25 protein-coding genes are annotated in these 17,944 nt (G+C 35.5%); 21 read left to right on the top strand and 4 right to left on the bottom strand.

All coding sequences use genetic code 11. From position 1 onward, the window contains the following. The first annotated feature begins 2 nt into the window (after positions 1-2). Genes gmhB through FIT61_RS01740 form a run of 3 tightly spaced genes read left to right on the top strand, consistent with a single transcriptional unit; the run spans position 3 to position 1,977 of the window. On the top strand, positions 3-545 hold the full coding sequence (gmhB, locus tag FIT61_RS01750) for a D-glycero-beta-D-manno-heptose 1,7-bisphosphate 7-phosphatase (RefSeq protein ID WP_139873133.1): 543 nt from the start codon (positions 3-5) through the stop codon (positions 543-545). A gap of 9 nt (positions 546-554) precedes the next feature. Further along, on the top strand, positions 555-1,262 hold the full coding sequence (locus tag FIT61_RS01745; protein WP_139882842.1) for a lysophospholipid acyltransferase family protein: 708 nt from the start codon (positions 555-557) through the stop codon (positions 1,260-1,262). Then, positions 1,255-1,977 carry a M48 family metallopeptidase gene (locus FIT61_RS01740; protein WP_139873131.1) on the top strand — a complete coding sequence of 241 codons (723 nt, stop codon included), beginning with the start codon at positions 1,255-1,257 and terminating at the stop codon, positions 1,975-1,977. The genes FIT61_RS01745 and FIT61_RS01740 overlap by 8 nt, the downstream gene beginning before the upstream one ends. Here the strand turns inward: FIT61_RS01740 and FIT61_RS01735 are convergent. Continuing rightward, positions 1,974-2,549, bottom strand: coding sequence for an SCO family protein (locus FIT61_RS01735; RefSeq protein WP_139882840.1), 576 nt, complete (start codon positions 2,547-2,549; stop codon positions 1,974-1,976). The two genes, FIT61_RS01740 and FIT61_RS01735, sit on opposite strands and share 4 nt — an antisense overlap. A 99-nt stretch (positions 2,550-2,648) precedes the next feature. Here FIT61_RS01735 and FIT61_RS01730 point away from each other — a divergent pair, with 99 nt between their 5' ends. Both FIT61_RS01730 and FIT61_RS01725 read left to right on the top strand, forming a co-directional pair. Continuing rightward, positions 2,649-3,581 (top strand): branched-chain amino acid transaminase, encoded by a 933-nt coding sequence (locus FIT61_RS01730; RefSeq protein WP_187351816.1) that lies wholly within the window; start codon positions 2,649-2,651, stop codon positions 3,579-3,581. A 2-nt stretch (positions 3,582-3,583) separates the two neighbouring features. After that, positions 3,584-3,745: a zinc-finger domain-containing protein gene (locus FIT61_RS01725; protein WP_139873129.1), complete on the top strand. Its 162-nt coding sequence runs from the start codon at positions 3,584-3,586 to the stop codon at positions 3,743-3,745. Between the two features lies 1 nt (position 3,746). On the opposite strand, the gene murI is transcribed toward FIT61_RS01725, so the two are convergent. Beyond that, a complete protein-coding gene (gene murI / locus FIT61_RS01720; protein WP_139882838.1) occupies positions 3,747-4,556 on the bottom strand; it encodes a glutamate racemase in 810 nt (269 codons plus the stop codon). 78 nt (positions 4,557-4,634) lie between these two features. Here murI and FIT61_RS01715 point away from each other — a divergent pair, with 78 nt between their 5' ends. The 11 genes from FIT61_RS01715 to FIT61_RS01665 all read left to right on the top strand — a co-directional run bounded on the left by FIT61_RS01715 (position 4,635) and on the right by FIT61_RS01665 (position 12,710). Continuing rightward, positions 4,635-5,183 carry a cob(I)yrinic acid a,c-diamide adenosyltransferase gene (locus FIT61_RS01715; protein ID WP_139873127.1) on the top strand — a complete coding sequence of 183 codons (549 nt, stop codon included), beginning with the start codon at positions 4,635-4,637 and terminating at the stop codon, positions 5,181-5,183. A 15-nt stretch (positions 5,184-5,198) separates the two neighbouring features. Continuing rightward, entirely contained in the window at positions 5,199-6,461 is a 1,263-nt protein-coding gene (gene pcnB, locus FIT61_RS01710; protein WP_139882836.1) for a polynucleotide adenylyltransferase PcnB, read from the top strand. Positions 6,462-6,467: 6 nt separating this feature from the next. Further along, the gene (folK, locus tag FIT61_RS01705; RefSeq protein ID WP_139873125.1) at positions 6,468-6,953 is read left to right on the top strand and encodes a 2-amino-4-hydroxy-6-hydroxymethyldihydropteridine diphosphokinase; all 486 of its coding nucleotides are present in this window, start codon (positions 6,468-6,470) and stop codon (positions 6,951-6,953) included. Then, complete coding sequence (locus FIT61_RS01700; protein WP_139873124.1) at positions 6,950-7,597, top strand: deoxynucleoside kinase; 648 nt, start codon at positions 6,950-6,952, stop codon at positions 7,595-7,597. Before folK ends, FIT61_RS01700 begins: the two co-directional genes overlap by 4 nt. Then, the gene (gene panB / locus FIT61_RS01695; RefSeq protein ID WP_139873123.1) at positions 7,594-8,349 is read left to right on the top strand and encodes a 3-methyl-2-oxobutanoate hydroxymethyltransferase; all 756 of its coding nucleotides are present in this window, start codon (positions 7,594-7,596) and stop codon (positions 8,347-8,349) included. The genes FIT61_RS01700 and panB overlap by 4 nt, the downstream gene beginning before the upstream one ends. Before the next feature lie 2 nt (positions 8,350-8,351). Then, entirely contained in the window at positions 8,352-9,188 is an 837-nt protein-coding gene (gene panC / locus FIT61_RS01690; RefSeq protein WP_139882834.1) for a pantoate--beta-alanine ligase, read from the top strand. A 47-nt stretch (positions 9,189-9,235) separates the two neighbouring features. Next, on the top strand, positions 9,236-9,616 hold the full coding sequence (panD, locus tag FIT61_RS01685; RefSeq protein WP_139882832.1) for an aspartate 1-decarboxylase: 381 nt from the start codon (positions 9,236-9,238) through the stop codon (positions 9,614-9,616). A 6-nt stretch (positions 9,617-9,622) separates the two neighbouring features. Beyond that, positions 9,623-9,985, top strand: coding sequence for a ribosome silencing factor (gene rsfS / locus FIT61_RS01680; RefSeq protein ID WP_139882830.1), 363 nt, complete (start codon positions 9,623-9,625; stop codon positions 9,983-9,985). After that, positions 9,982-10,443, top strand: coding sequence for a 23S rRNA (pseudouridine(1915)-N(3))-methyltransferase RlmH (rlmH, locus tag FIT61_RS01675; protein ID WP_139882829.1), 462 nt, complete (start codon positions 9,982-9,984; stop codon positions 10,441-10,443). The genes rsfS and rlmH overlap by 4 nt, the downstream gene beginning before the upstream one ends. Beyond that, complete coding sequence (locus FIT61_RS01670) at positions 10,436-11,842, top strand: cryptochrome/photolyase family protein (RefSeq protein WP_187351815.1); 1,407 nt, start codon at positions 10,436-10,438, stop codon at positions 11,840-11,842. Before rlmH ends, FIT61_RS01670 begins: the two co-directional genes overlap by 8 nt. Before the next feature lie 145 nt (positions 11,843-11,987). Continuing rightward, a complete protein-coding gene (locus FIT61_RS01665; RefSeq protein ID WP_139873117.1) occupies positions 11,988-12,710 on the top strand; it encodes an MlaA family lipoprotein in 723 nt (240 codons plus the stop codon). A gap of 10 nt (positions 12,711-12,720) precedes the next feature. On the opposite strand, the gene pmbA is transcribed toward FIT61_RS01665, so the two are convergent. Next, the gene (gene pmbA / locus FIT61_RS01660; protein WP_139882825.1) at positions 12,721-14,055 is read right to left on the bottom strand and encodes a metalloprotease PmbA; all 1,335 of its coding nucleotides are present in this window, start codon (positions 14,053-14,055) and stop codon (positions 12,721-12,723) included. 75 nt (positions 14,056-14,130) lie between these two features. Here pmbA and yjgA point away from each other — a divergent pair, with 75 nt between their 5' ends. Beyond that, the gene (gene yjgA / locus FIT61_RS01655; RefSeq protein ID WP_139882823.1) at positions 14,131-14,631 is read left to right on the top strand and encodes a ribosome biogenesis factor YjgA; all 501 of its coding nucleotides are present in this window, start codon (positions 14,131-14,133) and stop codon (positions 14,629-14,631) included. Between the two features lie 2 nt (positions 14,632-14,633). On the opposite strand, the gene FIT61_RS01650 is transcribed toward yjgA, so the two are convergent. Next, positions 14,634-15,389 carry a PDZ domain-containing protein gene (locus tag FIT61_RS01650; RefSeq protein ID WP_139882821.1) on the bottom strand — a complete coding sequence of 252 codons (756 nt, stop codon included), beginning with the start codon at positions 15,387-15,389 and terminating at the stop codon, positions 14,634-14,636. Between the two features lie 56 nt (positions 15,390-15,445). Between FIT61_RS01650 and mog the strand changes: the two genes are divergently transcribed. Genes mog through FIT61_RS01630 form a run of 4 tightly spaced genes read left to right on the top strand, consistent with a single transcriptional unit; the run spans position 15,446 to position 17,925 of the window. Next, on the top strand, positions 15,446-16,021 hold the full coding sequence (mog, locus tag FIT61_RS01645; RefSeq protein ID WP_139882819.1) for a molybdopterin adenylyltransferase: 576 nt from the start codon (positions 15,446-15,448) through the stop codon (positions 16,019-16,021). Positions 16,022-16,023: 2 nt separating this feature from the next. Then, positions 16,024-16,968: a thiamine-phosphate kinase gene (gene thiL, locus FIT61_RS01640; RefSeq protein WP_139882817.1), complete on the top strand. Its 945-nt coding sequence runs from the start codon at positions 16,024-16,026 to the stop codon at positions 16,966-16,968. Continuing rightward, positions 16,961-17,440 carry a phosphatidylglycerophosphatase A family protein gene (locus FIT61_RS01635; RefSeq protein ID WP_244925206.1) on the top strand — a complete coding sequence of 160 codons (480 nt, stop codon included), beginning with the start codon at positions 16,961-16,963 and terminating at the stop codon, positions 17,438-17,440. Before thiL ends, FIT61_RS01635 begins: the two co-directional genes overlap by 8 nt. Beyond that, positions 17,425-17,925, top strand: coding sequence for a CinA family protein (locus tag FIT61_RS01630; RefSeq protein ID WP_139882813.1), 501 nt, complete (start codon positions 17,425-17,427; stop codon positions 17,923-17,925). Before FIT61_RS01635 ends, FIT61_RS01630 begins: the two co-directional genes overlap by 16 nt. Positions 17,926-17,944: the final 19 nt, after the last annotated feature.

Below are 17,944 nucleotides of genomic sequence, written 5' to 3'. Positions count from 1 at the left end.
TTATGAAATTAGTCATTCTAGATAGAGATGGCGTAATCAATGAAGATAGCGTGAATTTTATTAAAACACCTAATGAATGGATCCCTATTCAAGACAGTCTAGAGTCAATCGCGCTTTTAAACCAATCTGGCTTTAAAGTTGTCATAGCAACTAATCAATCGGGAATTAGCCGAGGTCTGTTTGATGTATCAACGCTTAATCGTATACATGAAAAAATGTTTAAATTACTTTCTCAACAGGGTGGGCATATTGATGCTATCTTTTTCTGCCCTCATCGGGCCGAAGAGGGTTGTGAATGTCGCAAACCAAAACCAGGCATGTTAAAAGAAATTGCCCATCGATTTGGGATTGATTTAAAAAAAGCGCCAGGTATAGGAGACTCCCTAAGGGATCTCCAAGCCTTTGAAGCAGTCGGTGTCCAACCTATACTTGTTAAAACAGGCAAAGGTGAAGAGACGCTTGCTAAAGGTGGGTTACCCAAGAATACCTGGATCTGTGAAAATCTCGCAGAGGCGACACAAAGAATTATTACGGAGTACGCTTAACTTAAAATAATGCTTTATTTAAGATCCATTATTTTTCTAGTTGGTATGTGGATTTTTACTATCCCATTTACCTTGGCATCCCTGCTTACATTCCCCTTTCCGCCCATTGCAAGATATAAATTTATTTCAATTTGGGCAAAAACAATGCTATATTGGCTTCGAATTTCCTGTAATCTAAATTTTGTTGTCAAAGGGGAGCAAAACATAGGTTCTACAGCATCGATTGTACTTTCCAAACATCAATCAGCATGGGAAACTCTTGCTTTTCAAAAAATCTTTCCTCCGCAAGTTTGGGTTTTAAAACAAGAATTATTGTGGGTTCCATTTTTCGGATGGGGTTTAGCGATGACTTCCCCGATCGCCATTAATCGAAAAGCAGGACGAAAATCTCTAGAACAAATTCTTACTCAAGGCCTCGATCGACTTAAAAAAGGTTTTTGGATTGTTATGTTTCCTGAAGGAACGCGAACTCAGCCTGGACAAAAAGGTAAATACCATATTGGTGGCGCTTGGGTAGCCTCAAAAACAAATACACAAGTTATTCCCGTTGCTCATAATGCAGGTTTATTTTGGCCAAAAAATTCAATTCTTAAAAAACCGGGAACAATTCAAGTTAGTATCGGCGAGCCCATTGATGTAAAAAATAAAGAGCCTAATGAAATTATTAAGCTTACTGAAAATTGGATTGAAAAAGAGGTTTTATATTTAAATGATTAATTTAAAACCTACCAATCTTGAACTTTTTTTGCCTAGTGGAAAAAAAATTAAATACCTCCTAAAAAGAAGAAATCGAAGAACGATTGGTTTAAAAGTCGATCATGATGGCCTTGTTATTCATGCACCAATTCTTATTCCTAGATCTCGGATTGAAGAGCTTATTGCGCCAAAACTTGACTGGATTCAAGAAAAACTCTCTCTTCAATTAAGTAAGAAGAAGAAAGTTAACTGGAAAACAGGTGAAGTAATTCATATTTTGGGTAATAAAGTTATTCTTAGTCTCAAGACAAGCAGGACAAATTCGGTTCTCCAGGACAAAGATATACTGCATGTCGAGACAAATCGCATGCACGATCAAATCCATTCTGCCAAGCTTGTATCAAAATGGCTAAAAGAAAAAGCATTAAAAGATTTTGTTCGAAGAGTTGAAGTATTTAGCGTAAAACTAAACGTTCATCCTTCTAACGTGTATCTATCAAATGCAAAATCTCGATGGGGAAGTTGTAACTCTAAAAAAGAAATTAGGCTTAATTGGAGGCTAATTCAAGCACCACCCCATATTATTAATTATGTGATCTGTCATGAATTGGCTCACCTAAAAGAAATGAATCATTCAAATCGCTTTTGGGAAGAAGTAGAAAAAGTACTTCCTGAATATCGCTCATCAGAAAAAGAACTTAAAACTCTCTCGAGCGACTTATATCTCATTGGTTAAATAAGCTTTGCAAGGTCGCTTGCCATGTCCTCAGGCTTTTCTCCATGACTTATGCGAAGCTTAATGCCTCCTTGCTTATCGATCACATATAACCCTGCACTGTGATCAATTGTATAGCCCGCTTTACTTCCATCATCCACTTTTTTATAAAAAATCTTAAATTGACTTGCGACTTTAACTATATCGCTCTCTGATCCAGTAAGACCGAGAAAAGAGCTATTGAATGTCGGAATAAATTTCTTTAAAACATCCTCAGTATCGCGAACTGGGTCTAAGGTTATAAAAATAACTTGTACGCTTGAAGCTTTTTCTTTGAGGAGAGTCATTGTTTTTTTAAGATCAGTCATCGTTGTGGGGCATATATCAGGACAATGTGTAAACCCAAAAAAAAGCACTACAACCTTTCCTCGAAAATCTTCTAATGTCCGGGTGCGTCCGTTAAAATCTCTTAATTTAAAAGCAGCATTCATATGAGCTGAACTTATATCGGTGCCTACAAAAATTTCATCCTGAGCCTTTTGACAAGACAGAAGACAAATAAAGATTAAAAATAAAAGTGCAATTTTTTTCATAATATATTTCTCAATAAAAGCGATTCATTTTATCATGTTAATAAATGGCAATAAGCCTCAAAGAAACCTAACAAAGATTTACCAATTTTAAGGAAAAATATGGCAATCCCAACATCAATGGAAGACCGTGACGGACACATATGGTTTGATAATAAAATGACGCCTTGGCGTGAAGCAAAGACTCATGTGCTTACTCACACACTTCACTATGGTATGGGTGTCTTTGAAGGGGTAAGGGCTTATAAAGCAAGTGAAGGCACTGCCATTTTTAGACTTAAAGAACATACAGATCGCCTCTTTAATTCTGCGCATATTCTTGGAATGAAAATCCCTTACGATAAAAATGTCATTATGGATGCTCACAAGAAAGCTGTTAAAGAAAACAAACTGGAATCTGCTTACATTAGACCTATGGCATTTTATGGTGCCGAAGCTATGGGTATTTCAGCAAAAACCTTATCAACACACGTCATTGTTGCAGCATGGGAATGGGGTGCTTATATGGGCAAAGAAGCCCTTGAAAATGGCATTCGCGTTAAAACGTCTTCTTTTTCGAGACATCATGTCAATATCACTATGTGTAAAGCTAAAGCAAATGGCAATTATATGAATTCGATATTAGCCCACCAAGAAGCAAGTCAAGATGGCTATGATGAAGCCTTACTTCTTGATGTAAATGGTTTTGTAACTGAAGGTTCGGGCGAAAATATATTTATCGTGAAACATAACAAACTTATTACACCTGATCTCACAAGCGCATTAGAAGGTATCACTCGTGACACAATCATTCGGATCGCAAATGACTTAAATATTCCAGTGATCGAAAAAAGAATTACGCGAGATGAAGTCTATACAGCGGATGAAGCTTTTTTCACAGGTACAGCAGCTGAAGTCACCCCTATTAAAGAATTAGACAGAAGGATGATCGGTAAAGGCCAGCGCGGAGAAGTTACTAAAGAATTACAAAGTATTTATTTTGATGCAGTTACAGGAAAATCAAAAAAATATGCGGATTGGCTTACTTACGTCTAAACATGAATAATAAAATTATAAATGTAGGTCAAAAAGATCTTCCATTGTTTTGCCCAACAAAAAAAGAAAATTTATTCTCGTCCCATCCAAGAGTATTTTTAGATATTACAAAAACTGGCGTGGTATCTTGCCCCTATTGTGGCGCAACATACAAATTAAAATAAATTAAAACCAAAGGCCTTTAAAATTAAAGCTTTTTGAATTGTCGCCCCATAACTTTGAAATAACCTTATCAGCGTTTTGATCTAAGCTGTTAGTCCAAAAATCAGTTGTTCCTGGCTTGGCATTCTGATTTAACATATTTTTTTCTACTAATACAAGTTTTAAATAATTTGATACAGCGTCTCCTGTGTCAACAATCTTAATATACTCAGGCATTAATTTCTTAATCGTTTTCTTTAAAAAAGAATAGTGGGTGCATCCCAATACTAAAGTATCAATTTCTTCTTTTAAAAGAGGATCAATGTATTTTTTTAAAAGTGTAATAAGCTCTGGGCTTTCAGTATCGCCTTGCTCAACAAGCTCCACTAGGCCAAAACAAGGTTGCGTAATAAAATGAATATCGTTACCATGGTGCTCTAATAGCGCTGAGAATTTTGCGCTTAATAAGGTACCTGAAGTTGCTAAGACACCAACTATTTTGTTTTTTGACATTAATGAAGCAGGTTTCACCGCTGGTTCCATGCCTATAATTGGATAATCAAATTTTTCTCTGACTATCTGAATTGAAGCTGCTGTTGCTGTATTGCAAGCTACGACTACAGATTTTACTTCTTGTTTATTTAAAAAATCAAAAACGGTTAAAACACGACGTGTAATTTCTTCACTTGTTTTTTCTCCATACGGCGCAAACTTTGAGTCAGCAACATAAATTAAATTTTCATGAGGTAGATGGGCTCTTATGCACTTAAGTACGGAGATACCCCCTACTCCCGAGTCAATCACGCCAATAGGATTATTTTGAAATGGAGCCATGAGCTTAATCTAAGTTTTATTCAAATCTAAATATAGATGATAGTAAGCTTAATGTACAATAGATTGAAAAGGAAAATCATGGGCTACCGTTTATCAAAAATATTTACTAGAAGTGGCGACAAAGGATCTACTGGCTTGGGTGATGGCTCAAAAACCAAGAAATTTAGTGATCGCATTGTTGCACTGGGTTCAATAGACGAACTCAATTCGATGATCGGTCTTATGCTTACCGAAAATCTTCCACCTAAAATTAATAAAATTTTAACTGTTATACAGCATCATTTATTCAATCTTGGTGGAGAAATCTCAATGCCAGGGCATAAAATTATCCAAAAGGATGATGTGCTTGAATTAGAAGAAATCATCACTTTATATAATAAAGACTTACCACCATTAAAAGAATTTATCCTCCCAGGAGGCTCTAGAGCTGCAGCATTTTGTCACATGGCGAGAACTATTTGCAGAAGAACTGAGCAAGCCGTATTTAAGCTCAACTCCAAAGATGCTATTAACTCCTACTCGCTTCAATATATTAATCGGCTCTCAGATTTGTTGTTTGTGCTTGCTAGAGTTATTAATAAACACAAAAAAGTTAAAGATATTTTTTGGAAAAAAAATATTAGCTAATATAGATCTACATTAATGTCATCCGCTCCCCCTATCCTTAAATCCTTTTTTAAAAAATTTAAAAAAACTAAAAGATCTAATTTTGAAATTGATTTTAAAGAAATTGATATCAGTCTAATTAGTATCCACGCAATAAAAACTATAGAAATTTTGGAAGACAATGGCTTTGAAGCATATCTTGTAGGCGGCGCTGTAAGAGATCTTCTTTTTGGAATTAAACCTAAAGATTTTGATGTGGTTACAAACGCGACGCCTGATCAAATACATCATTTATTTAGGCGCTCCAGAATGATTGGTAGGCGTTTTAAATTGGTTCATGTTATATTCGGCCGAGAAGTTATTGAGGTCTCAACCTACCGCTCTCAGCACAAAGAAATTATTCAGGCTGACGGCTCCGTTATTAAAGATGATAACCACTTCGGAACAATTGAAGAAGATGCGATGCGACGCGACTTCACGATCAATGCTATGTTTTACAGCCCAACTAATTATAAGCTTGTTGATTTTCATGAAGGACTTGAAGATCTTAAAAATGGTATTGTTCGGATCATTGGGGAACCGGAAAAGCGCTATCAAGAAGATCCCATTCGCATATTAAGAGCATTTCGTGTATGCGCAAAGCTTAATATGTCACTTGATAGCTCTTCGAGAAATCCTATCAAAAAAATTGTACCTTCACTTCATGAGATCCCACATTCAAGATTATTTGATGAAGTCATTAAATTTTTCTTAACTGGTCATGCATTAAATAGCTATAAAGTCATGCGTGACGAAAACATCTACTCGCAGTTTTTTTTATCTCCAGACGCCGAATCAAAAGAGATCGATCTTTTAATTTTAAATGGCCTTAAAAATACAGATTTGAGAATTAATCAAAATAAATCTTGTAACCCAAGCTTCTTATTTTCATTTTTGTTGTGGTATCAAGTTCATCAACTATGGGACCAATATAAAATTGAGCTTAAACACTCTATCGCGGGCCTTAACCAAGCTATTGATGAGGTAATCGAAAAACAAATTAAACTTTTCCCTATTCATAAACGCTTCACCATCACGATGAAGGAAATATGGCGATTACAACCTCGCTTTGAAAATCAATCTCCAAAAAAAATATATCGCTTATTGCTGCATCCTAGATTCAGAGCTGCTTATGATTTCATGCTACTAAGATGTCAATCTAACGAGCTCGACCAAAGCATTGGTATATGGTGGACAAATTTTATTGATGCTGATCATCATGAAAAATCATTGATGGTTAAAGAACTTACCCGCAAATAATTAAAGATGGGTACCCTAGCTTACATTGCAATAGGAAGTAATCTTGTAAATCCAATCAATCAGGTTCTCACCGCATTTAATGAAATTGGGATGATGCCTAAAACTAACCTTGTAAAGAAATCAAGTTGCTATTCCAGTCCACCTTTAGGTTATAAAGATCAACCCGATTTTATTAATGCTGTGGTTCTGATTGAGACAGAATTGAGCCCGCGAGAGCTTTTGTTTGAGCTTCAAATGATAGAACATTTTCACAAAAGAGAGCGTTCATTTCCCAATGCACCAAGAACAATCGATTTAGATATCCTTCTTTATGGAGATACAAGAATAAATAGTCCAGAACTTACTATACCGCACCCAAGAATGCATGAGCGAGCTTTTGTGATTTTCCCTCTTCAGGAAATTGATGGAAATATTACTATTCCTCTTATAGGAGATATCGCTAAAATAGCTAAAGAACTTGATCCTGATATTGCCAGGCGTATAACTTTATGAATATTTTTGATAAATTTCCTTACATTGTCGTTGAGGGGCCCATTGGCTCTGGAAAATCTACTCTTGCAAAAATTTTAGCTGATCGATTTTTAGTTAATTTTTTAAGTGAAAAAGCTGAAAAAAATCCTTTCTTGCCTAAATTTTATGAGGACATGAAACGATACGCCTTATCAACTCAATTATTCTTCCTTTTCCAAAGAGCTGATCAAATAAAAAAAATTTCACAAAAAGACATGTTTAAAAAATCAATAATTGCAGACTTTTTTCTTGAAAAAGATCCTATCTTTGCAAAAATTAATTTAGATGAGGAGGAGTTTAATCTCTATCACCAAATCTTTTCTCACTTACAATTAAAAGCCCCTAAACCAGATCTCATTATTTATATTCAAACATCCGTAGAAACCTTAGAAAAAAGAATTAAAGAAAGAAATATTGATTTTGAAATGGATATTTCAACTAAATATCTCGAAACGATTGCAGAGTCATATAGCCAATATTTTCATAGCTATAACCACTCACCTGTATTAATTCTTAATAATGAAAATTTAAATATTCTAAAAGATAAAAATGCTATAGATCTCCTCATTGAACGAATCATGGGCATCAAAAGTAATCGAGAATTTTTCAACCCTCAGCTGCTATGAATTTAACATCTCTTAAATCCATGAAGAATAGTGGTAAAAAAATTACCATGCTAACTTGCTACGATGCTTCATTTGCTCACCTCTTAGAATCCATTGGTGTCAATGCTCTTTTAGTCGGAGATTCTTTGGGCATGTTCATTAAGGGTGATAACAATACACATGATGTGTCGCTAAATAATATGCTTTATCACACTCAAGCTGTAGCTCGAGGTGTTAAATCGACATTTATTATTAGCGATCTCCCAATTAATACTTATGAGACCCATGATCTTGCTTATAAAAATGCTTTAGCACTTATTGAAGCTGGTGCAGATATGATCAAACTTGAAGGTGGCGCATCATTAGCTTCCGTCGTCCAATTCTTGAAAACAAAAGATATTACAATGTGCGGTCATATTGGATTTATGCCTCAAAGCACTAAAAATATGAGTCATAGTGAAATTGATTATTCAATGGAAAAAGGTTTGGAAACTATTATTGAAGATGCAAAAGTGCTTGAAAGATCTGGCATTGATATGTTGGTTCTTTCTTCTGTACCTGAAAGTATTGCAAAAACAATTACACAGGAGATATCTATCCCAACGATTGGATTTCATTCAGGCAAAGGATGTGATGGAGAAGTTTTTATTTTATATGACTTATTAATGCACTCAGATTCCTCTCGTGATCTTTATTTACGTGACTCGCTTCGATCAAATAAATCGATTGATATAAAAGAGTTTCTTCTTAAATTCATCAAAGATCATTCCTAAAAATGCATGTTATTCACACTCAAAATGAGTTAGTCGAAACCTTAAAAAAATTAAATAATATTGCTTTCGTTCCGACAATGGGTAATCTTCATGACGGACATCTCAAGCTTATTGAAGAGGCATTAAAAAAAACAAACCTTGTCGTGGTAAGTATTTTTATTAATCCACTTCAATTTAATTCAAAGGATGACTTTAAAAACTATCCGCGCACATTAGATGAAGATTTATTGATGCTTGAAAAATTAGATGTGCCATTTGTATTTGTACCACCCAAAGAAAATATTATCGACTCATTACAGACAATTGAAATTCATCTATCTGATATTGCAAATGATTTATGTGGAAGATTTAGACCAGGCCATTTTAATGGTGTTGCCACCATTATCTGCAAGTTGTTTAATCTGATTCAACCCGAATTGGCTTTTTTTGGAAGAAAGGACTTTCAACAACTTTTTCTAATCAAAGAGCTGGTAAAACAACTGAATTATCCTATTCATATCATAGCTATTGATACGGTTCGTGATAAGAACGGTCTAGCTATGAGCTCAAGAAATATTTTGCTCTCAGAAGAAGATAGAAAGAGAGCCCCTCAATTATTTGAACTCTTGAATGTAATGAAAGACAAAGTTATGCAAAAAAAATTGTCGTTTAAAGAAATTGAAGAAGATGCTGATCGACTATTAAATGCTTCCGGTTGGATTGTCGATTATTTAACCATTCGCTCAGCTGAGTCTCTAAAAACCCCAGTTCATGATGAAAAACAGTTAGTTATTTTAGGGGCTGCAACTCTAGGGTCTGTTCGCCTTATTGATAACATTGAATTTTGCATCCAGGATTGAACTGGCTATAATAGAACATCCTTTTGTCCGAGTTTTGTAGCCCAATTATGCAAAGAATCATGCTTAAATCTAAGCTCCATCGTGTTCAAGTGACCCATTCTGAACTTGAATATGAAGGCTCGTGCGCAATCGATGAAACATTGCTTGAAGCTGCCCAAATTAGAGAGTACGAACAAATTGCTATTTACAATATTACAAATGGCGAGCGTTTTACTACTTATGCTATTAAGGCACAAAGAAACTCGGGTGTTATTTCTATTAATGGAGCAGCTGCTCACAAAGCCAACCCTGGCGATCTCATTATTATTGCAACCTATGCAAATTACTCAGAGTTAGAGCTTGAAAAATATAAGCCCGCTCTTATTTATGTTAATGAGAATAATCAAATTATTGCAAAAAAAGACTCTATCCAGATTCAAGCTGCATAATTATCGATGACTTTAAACGATATTAAAAAAGCGGTGGTTGAGGCGCTTGAAGACATAAAGGCATTTGATATAGAAGTCATTGACGTAAGAAAAATTACAACTGTGACTAGTTTTATGGTGATTGCGAGCGCCAATTCAATTAGACAAACAAAAGCGCTTGCTCATAATGTTTGTGAAAAAATGAAATCACTTAATATTCATGTCAATGGTGTTGAAGGCGAAAAAGAAGGGGAATGGGTTCTCGTAGACGTCGATGATGTGATTGTTCATATTATGCTTCCTACGACACGCGCCTATTACAATCTTGAGCAGTTATGGATTGAGCCCTCTAGAATGCAATCTACTAAAAAAATTAGTTCGCTTCATTGAAGATTAAAATTATTTCAATTGGCAATAAAATGCCTGCATGGATTAACGAAGCCTTTGATAGCTATATGTCAAAGCTAGATCGCGACTTTACCATTCAACTCATAGAAATAAAACCTGAAAAAAAATTTGATTCTATAGAGCAAAAAAAATTCAGTGAGGCTGAAAAAATTTTATCTCACATCGATAAAGAATTTTTAATTGTACTTGATGAAAAAGGTCTCCAATTTTCATCGCAAGAGCTTGCTCAAAAATTAAAACATTGGTCAGAACATTTTAAACACATCACTTTTGTAATTGGCGGCGCAGACGGTATTCATGAAGATATTCTTCATAAAGCTAACCTCACCTGGAGTCTCTCTAAATCAACTTTTCCTCATACATTTGTTAGAATATTAATTACAGAGCAACTATATCGAGCACATTCAATTTTAGAAAATCACCCTTATCATCGTGAATAAAAAATATAGTAATTCACTCGTTTGGTTTAGAAGAGATTTGCGTGATTATGACCATGCTGCTCTATCTCATGCTCTTCAAGAATCTCATCGTGTTTTTTGTATTTTTATTTTTGACAAAGAAATTTTAAATGCTCTAAAGAATAAAGAAGATAGACGCGTTGAATTTATTTGGGAATGCGTTAAAGAGCTTAAAGAAAGACTTATAGAAAAAAAATCAGACTTAATTGTGATGCATGATTTAGCTTCTAATGCTATTTCTCGAGTGATTGATGAATTTAAAATTGAAGCAATTTATACCAACAGAGATTATGAACCCAAGGCTATTCAGCGAGATGAAGCAATAAAAAATCTTGCTATTAAAAAAAATGTTGTCTTTTATGGTTTTAAAGATCAAGTGGTTTTTGAAGAAAATGAAATTCTCACCGCGCTCGAAAAACCTTATACCGTTTTTACCCCCTACAAAAATAATTACTTAAAAAAACTTAACCAAACTACTCTTCCTCGTTTTGATGTTGAACCGTTTATCCAAAATCTTGCTCAATTTAAATCTGAGTCTCTGCTAACTCTTAAAGATATGGGATTTCAAATAACCAATCTCCACGAGATTAAAATTCATACAGGCATGACGGGAGGAAAATTACTCGTGGAGGATTTTAAAGGGAGAATAGCGCTTTATAAAAAAACACGAGATTTTCCAGCAATTAAAGGCGTTTCTTATTTGTCTGTCCATTTGCGATTTGGAACCCTCTCGATTAGGCAACTCTTCCGATTAGCTTTAGAGTCATTTAGTGAAGGTAGTGAAACCTGGTTAAATGAATTAATATGGCGCGAATTTTATTTTCAGATTTTATTTCATCGTCCTGATGTAGGGCTCGGCAAAGCCTTTAAAAAAGAATATGAATTGATCCCTTTTGAAAACAATCCCGACTATTTCAAGGCATGGACAGAAGGTAAAACTGGCTACCCTATTGTAGATGCCGCGATGAAACAACTCAATCAAACAGGTTTTATGCATAACAGGCTTCGAATGATTACCGCGTCTTTTTTAGTAAAAGATCTTCTGGTCGATTGGCGATGGGGGGAAGCCTATTTTGCTGAAAAACTTATAGATTTTGACTTAAGCGCTAACAATGGGGGTTGGCAATGGGCAGCCTCTACAGGATGTGACGCCCAGCCATGGTTTAGAATTTTTAACCCAGTTACGCAATCTTTAAGATTCGATCCACAAGGTAAATTTATTAAAAAATATATTCCTGAGCTTTCTGATTTTAATGGCGATGAGATTCATGCTCCGTGGCTCTGTCAAAATTTTCATAAAATCAACTATCCTCAACCTATTATTGATCATGCATCCCAGCGAATTAAGGCTTTAGCCCTCTATAAATGTTCAAAAACTTAGAATGTTGTTTTTATGCAACAAAGTGCATAAAAGCCATTGCTCATAAACCATGATTTTTAATAAATTATAGACATAAAAACAACATTCATAGATAATTCACAGAAGTTTCATAGATAATCCAACTAATAAAAATAAAGAAGTCTTAATGATAAAACTAGCCAATAAGTTTCTAATTGCAATTCTCATCTCTTCTTTTATGGTCGGTTGCGCTACTCAGCAAAATAAAGATCCAATCGAAGGGGTCAATCGAGCAGTTTATAAATTTAATGACGTTTTAGATAAAGCCGCTTTAAAACCTGTAGCTCAGGGCTACCAGGCAATTACCCCGACTCCAATTCAAAAAGGGGTCAGTAATTTCTTTAAAAATATCTTTGATGTTGTGACTCTTGTGAATGAACTCTTTCAGTTCAAATTTAAACAAGCAGCGAATACAACGGGCCGCGTTGCTTTAAATACTACTATAGGTTTACTGGGGGTTTTTGATGTTCATTCAAAATCTGGCGGAGTTCGAACCAGAGAAGATTTTGGTCAAACATTAGGTTATTATGGCGTCGGTAGCGGTGCATATTTAGTTTTACCTTTCTTTGGCCCATCAAGCACTAGGGATGGTATTGGATTTTTCACTGACGCATTTTTCTTTAACCCAATTGGTTATATCAATGATGATCCTACTAAGTGGGCATTGATAGGGCTAGCCGTTGTTGATATACGCGCTGAATATATGGTTGATATCGATATTCGAGACAAAGCTTTCGATCCTTATGCTTTCATGCGAGACAGTTATATGCAAAATAGAGAAAATTTAGTCAAAGATGGTGCGGAAGATCCAAATGCCGTTGCGCCTTACTCAGTTCCTCTCGGCAGTTAGTATATATTACTCAGCTAGATGCAATACTCATTGTTTCTAGCAATATCGAACCTGTGTGTTTCGATCCATTTCTATAAACGTCTTTACCAATTGCTACAATTTGTTTCAACATATCTTTCATATTGCCTGCAATCGTAATTTCCTCAACTGGGTAAGCAATACCCCCGTCTTCAATCCAATAGCCTGCAGCACCTCGGGAATAATCACCAGTGACCATATTTAATCCATGGCCGAGCAACTCTGTTACAAGCAACCCTTTATGCATTGTTTTAATAAGATCATTCAAATCTTGATTGCCTGTCTTCACAATTAAATTATGCGCTCCGCCAGCGTTACCTGTTGATTGCATACCAAGCTTTCTAGCAGAATAAGAAGATAAGAGATATCCATTAATAGTGCCTTGATCTACCAATAATCTTGGGTGCGTTGCCACTCCCTCATCATCAAACATAGAGCTTGCGTCTCCGCGTAAAAGGGAGGGGTCTTCTTCAATGGTTAATTGATCGCTTGCTACTTTTTCCCCAAGCGAATCTAAAAGAAATGAGGATTGACGATATAAATTACCCCCAGAAATAGCTGAGATAAGAGATGAAATAATTCCTGTAGCGATTGGTGCCTCAAAAATGACAGGAGCATGGCAGGTATGTATTTTTTTAGCCCCCAATCGAGAAACTGTTCGGGTACCTGCTAATTTGCCAACCGAATCAACAGACTCTAAATCTTCAACATGTCTTGCAGATGAATACCAGTAGTCTCTTTGCATCATCGATTTTTCTTCAGCAATTACAGAACAACCAATCGAATGTCTCGATGTTAAATAACCGCCCATAAAACCATGGCTATTTGCATAAATAAAAACACCTTCAGAAGAAGAGATGCTAGCACCTTCGGAATTTGTAATTTTTTTACTAACATCAAGCGCTGACGCCTCGCATGTTTTTGCAAGATCAATCATATGGTCTATAGAAACATCCCATGCATTATGAAGATCAAGATCTTTCATATCAGTCGCCATAAGATTTTTATCAGCCAATCCAAATAAAGGATCTGGAGCTGTATAGCGTGCAATATTAAAAGCAGCATCAACCGTATCTTCAATACTCTGTATAGATAAATCAGATGAGCTTGAACTGCCCTTACGCTGTCCGTTAAATAGAGTGACAGAGAATCCTTTGTCTCTATTAATTTCAAGAGTTTCAAGGCCGCCTAAGCGAACAGAAATATTTTTACCTGTCCCAAAACTCACTTCCACTTCAGAAGCGGTCGCGCCTATTTTTTTTGCATAATCTAAAGTATGATCGGCAATTTTTTTTAAATGCTCCGAATCAAATTGATTTTTTTTCATATCTCTATGGGTAGGAAAGTAAACCCTGTTATCATAACTTAGAAATGGTCACTCTTTAAAGTCACTTACATACATATGGCAAAAGGCAAGGATCTAGAAAAAAATACCGTCAGCAGGACACAACTTAAGCTTGAAGCTGAGAAACTTCAATCGCTTGGATTGAAATTGTGTGATTTATCTATATCTAAATTAAAGGCGCTGGATTTGCCGCCAAGTTTATTTGAAGCAATTTTGGCGATGCAAAAAATTACTAGCAATGGTGCTAAAAGGCGGCAAAGTCAATATATTGGCAAGCTCATGAGAAATTTTGACGCCACTGAATTAAATACCATTATGACGTTTTGGGATCAACAAGAGCTTAAAGAAAAACAACACTTTCATAATATAGAATTATGGCGAAAAAGATTAGTTGAAGAGCCGGGAAGCGTTAATGATTTCCTAACAAAATTTCCTACTGAAGAAAAACCAGTCCTATTAAACACAATCAAAGAAGCCCTAGAAGAAAAGAATCAAGATAAACCGCCCAAATATAATCGCGAGCTATTTAAGCTTGTAAAAAAAATTATTGAAAAATAAAATTATCTTCGATTAAGCTCAGCAGCCACTACCTTTTCTTCGTCATCTCTCGCGTATTTTATTTTTACTTTATTGCCTTGTTGTTTAAATACCGATTTAGAAAATTCCTCCGGAGACTCTGTATTCGCATCATTGAAAGCATGAACGACATCTCCTTTTTGAATTCCCGCTTTAAAAGCTGGCGAGTCTTTAATAACGGCAATAACTTTTAACCCTTTTTCTTGCTGCGTCTCTTTTGTGTCTGAATTTTTTGTAATTAATTTAATAACGTGCAAACCCAAAATAGGTGGCGGCAATTTTGCCCAATAAGTTGCATAAAATTCAAATTTACTATTTTTATCATTTAAGTCAGTTTCACTAACTTCAATTACAGTATTTTTTTCACCCTTATTCTCTTTTTTCATTTCGTCATGAATCTGTCTCAAGCGGGCTGATCGGGTCATCTCGTTTATTTTACGATCGTATACTAATACTGCGTCTGCCTCGATAGTTTGTGCATGTTTAAGAGCTTGATTGGGCTCTACAAAAGGTCCTTGAAATGAGGATATCCCCATCAAATCATAACCATCTTCTAACATTCTAATATTGTCTTTTTCTTTGTTCATGCCAGCATAAATTTTAGTGTCCGGCTTTTTTTGCAGAGAATGTAAGTTGTTATTACTTTGAGTTGAATAATTTACTTGAAATAAGTTTGCTTCTTCAGCGATAGCTAACGTACTGAATAAATTCAGCATTATAAAAATAAGTTTAAATGGCATAGAATCCTCTTAAAGCGATAATGTTATGATCAAGCTTTTATATCTTATGACCTATCATGCAAAATAAGTTCACTAAAATTGGACTCATTTCAATCAGCGACCGGGCTTCGAAAGGCGAATATGAAGATCAGGGCATCCCTAATCTTAAGTTTTGGCTTCAAAAAGCCTTAAGCTCCCCTTTTGAAACTGTAGAAAAAATTATCCCTGACGAAAGGCCCTTGATTGAATCTTCATTGATTAATTTTGTAGATATCGAATTGTGCGATTTAATTCTTACAACAGGTGGAACTGGACCTGCTTTACGGGATGTAACTCCTGAAGCTACTCTTGCGATTGCAGATCGTGAAATGCCAGGCTTTGGCGAGCAAATGCGTCAAATTAGTTTACATTTTGTTCCAACTGCGATTCTATCAAGACAAGTTGCCGTCGTTCGTAAAAATACACTTATTATCAATTTGCCTGGCCAGCCTAAATCTATCGCCCAAACGCTTGAAGGTCTAAGAAATGATCAAGGTGAAGTAATAGTTCATGGTATTTTTGCTGCGGTACCTTATTGTGTAGATCTTTTAAATGGGCCCTTCATCGAAACGCATGAAAATATTGTAAAAACTTTTAGACCTAAAGCAAAATAATAATGACTTCAGAATTTGAAATTATTGAGCACTACTTTAAGAAAAAAATAAAGCAAACTGCTTTGGGTGTTGGTGATGATGCAGCAATAATTAATGTTCAAAAAAATTATCAACTAGTTATCTCCTCAGACATGCTGATAGAGAATATTCACTTTTTAAAAAATACAAATCCATCACACTTGGGTTGGAAATCTTTAGCGGTTAATTTATCTGATATCGCTGCGATGGGTGGAAAACCTAAATGGGCAACTTTATCAATATCGCTTCCAAAGATAAACCATGTTTGGCTGAAAAAATTCTCAGAGGGATTTTTTAAATGTGCCAATCAATTTGGTATTGATCTTGTTGGAGGAGATACTTCGAAAGGTCCACTTAGTATTTCAATTACCATCATGGGCGAAATTAAAAAAAATCAAGGTCTATTAAGGTCTGGCGCAAAAATCAATGATGATATCTGGGTAACAGGCCAGTTAGGACTTGCCTCAATGGGCTTGGCGAGCCTCCAGGGGGAATTAAAGCTTGCTCCTTCTTTAAAAGTGAAATGTATAAAAGCGCTTGAGATGCCTACTCCAAAAGTCTCATTAGGCTATCATTTATCTCGGCATACAAATAGCTGTATTGATATTTCTGATGGTCTTATTCAAGACTTAAATCATATTTTAAAAGCTTCTAAAGTTGGCGCTGCTCTTTTGTTGAATGACATACCATGTGAAAAATTTATTCATGCATCAAAACAATATCAATTTGTATTGAATGGTGGTGATGATTATGAACTCTTATTTACGGCCCCTAAAAAAAATAGACCTTATATAGAAAAAATTGCAAAAAAAACGAACACAGCTATTAGCGTCATTGGTGTTATCACTCAGAACAAAACACTAAAAATCATGGATCAAAAAGGCAGATCCATATCATTTAACAAAAAAGGATTTGATCATTTTGCCTAATCTTAAATTTCTAATAAAGCATCCGTCATATTTTTTAGCTCTAGGTTTTGGTGCGGGACTTTCAAAAAGAGCGCCGGGCACGCTGGGGACGCTTGTAGGAATTCCTATTTATTTATGGGTATCGTCGTATAGCTTTTCTATACAGATGATGGTGGCCTTGTTGTTTACAATTTTAGGCGTCTTTATTTGTAATCAAACAGCACTTGCACTTAAAGTTAAAGATCCAAGTGCTATTGTGTGGGATGAAATCTCCGCTTTCTTTTTAATGTTAATTATTGCGCAACCCCTTTTAAATACTCTCAAAATTTTTGAGTTATTTGTACTCTTTAGAATCTTTGATGTTTGGAAGCCTTTTCCAATCAATTATCTAGATAAGCATGTGGGGGGTGGATTAGGTATCATGCTTGACGATTATGTTGCTGCATTTTTTGCGCTAATAATTTATTTTTCAATACAATGGCTCATACTTTAATTCAAGATATCTGCCTTGAGCTTGGCAATGCGCTCACGAAAAAAAAATTTCGGATAGCGCTTGCTGAGTCATGCACTGGGGGGTTAGTTTGTCAGCACCTCACAAACATTCCTGGGAGCTCTTTCTGGTTCGACCGAGGATTTGTAACTTATAGCAATGAGTCAAAAATGGAATTGCTTAAGGTTAGTCAAACTTCACTCACAAAATTCGGCGCAGTAAGTAAAGAAATTGCTTCAGAAATGGCATTAGGGGCACTTAATGCTAGTCATGCCGATATAGCCCTATCAATTACTGGGATCGCTGGCCCTTCAGGGGGGTCGATTGAGAAGCCTATAGGTACTGTTTTCTTTGCGGTTGCTTATCAAAATAAGGTTATTTTTAGTACCTCAAAAATCTTCCCTGGATCAAGAGAAAACATACGTGAATCTTCTTGTCTATTTGCACTAAATCAGGTCTTAGCGCTTACTTTAAACCCTCAAGTATGAAATAATTATTAGTGATAAA

Source organism: Candidatus Methylopumilus rimovensis (assembly GCF_006364615.1).
Classification (GTDB): domain Bacteria; phylum Pseudomonadota; class Gammaproteobacteria; order Burkholderiales; family Methylophilaceae; genus Methylopumilus; species Methylopumilus rimovensis.
Note: the sequence above shows the minus strand (reverse complement) of the source record. Positions and strands in the feature narration are given on the sequence as shown.

Bases quoted from the DNA above. Each gene is read 5' to 3' on its own strand.
- gmhB (WP_139873133.1), top strand. From the start codon at position 3: ATGAAATTAGTCATTCTAGATAGAGATGGCGTAATCAATGAAGATAGC.
- FIT61_RS01745 (WP_139882842.1), top strand. From the start codon at position 555: ATGCTTTATTTAAGATCCATTATTTTTCTAGTTGGTATGTGGATTTTT.
- FIT61_RS01740 (WP_139873131.1), top strand. From the start codon at position 1,255: ATGATTAATTTAAAACCTACCAATCTTGAACTTTTTTTGCCTAGTGGA.
- FIT61_RS01735 (WP_139882840.1), bottom strand. From the start codon at position 2,549: ATGAAAAAAATTGCACTTTTATTTTTAATCTTTATTTGTCTTCTGTCT.
- FIT61_RS01730 (WP_187351816.1), top strand. From the start codon at position 2,649: ATGGCAATCCCAACATCAATGGAAGACCGTGACGGACACATATGGTTT.
- FIT61_RS01725 (WP_139873129.1), top strand. From the start codon at position 3,584: ATGAATAATAAAATTATAAATGTAGGTCAAAAAGATCTTCCATTGTTT.
- murI (WP_139882838.1), bottom strand. From the start codon at position 4,556: ATGGCTCCATTTCAAAATAATCCTATTGGCGTGATTGACTCGGGAGTA.
- FIT61_RS01715 (WP_139873127.1), top strand. From the start codon at position 4,635: ATGGGCTACCGTTTATCAAAAATATTTACTAGAAGTGGCGACAAAGGA.
- pcnB (WP_139882836.1), top strand. From the start codon at position 5,199: ATGTCATCCGCTCCCCCTATCCTTAAATCCTTTTTTAAAAAATTTAAA.
- folK (WP_139873125.1), top strand. From the start codon at position 6,468: ATGGGTACCCTAGCTTACATTGCAATAGGAAGTAATCTTGTAAATCCA.
- FIT61_RS01700 (WP_139873124.1), top strand. From the start codon at position 6,950: ATGAATATTTTTGATAAATTTCCTTACATTGTCGTTGAGGGGCCCATT.
- panB (WP_139873123.1), top strand. From the start codon at position 7,594: ATGAATTTAACATCTCTTAAATCCATGAAGAATAGTGGTAAAAAAATT.
- panC (WP_139882834.1), top strand. From the start codon at position 8,352: ATGCATGTTATTCACACTCAAAATGAGTTAGTCGAAACCTTAAAAAAA.
- panD (WP_139882832.1), top strand. From the start codon at position 9,236: ATGCAAAGAATCATGCTTAAATCTAAGCTCCATCGTGTTCAAGTGACC.
- rsfS (WP_139882830.1), top strand. From the start codon at position 9,623: ATGACTTTAAACGATATTAAAAAAGCGGTGGTTGAGGCGCTTGAAGAC.
- FIT61_RS01665 (WP_139873117.1), top strand. From the start codon at position 11,988: ATGATAAAACTAGCCAATAAGTTTCTAATTGCAATTCTCATCTCTTCT.
- pmbA (WP_139882825.1), bottom strand. From the start codon at position 14,055: ATGAAAAAAAATCAATTTGATTCGGAGCATTTAAAAAAAATTGCCGAT.
- yjgA (WP_139882823.1), top strand. From the start codon at position 14,131: ATGGCAAAAGGCAAGGATCTAGAAAAAAATACCGTCAGCAGGACACAA.
- FIT61_RS01650 (WP_139882821.1), bottom strand. From the start codon at position 15,389: ATGCCATTTAAACTTATTTTTATAATGCTGAATTTATTCAGTACGTTA.
- mog (WP_139882819.1), top strand. From the start codon at position 15,446: ATGCAAAATAAGTTCACTAAAATTGGACTCATTTCAATCAGCGACCGG.
- thiL (WP_139882817.1), top strand. From the start codon at position 16,024: ATGACTTCAGAATTTGAAATTATTGAGCACTACTTTAAGAAAAAAATA.
- FIT61_RS01630 (WP_139882813.1), top strand. From the start codon at position 17,425: ATGGCTCATACTTTAATTCAAGATATCTGCCTTGAGCTTGGCAATGCG.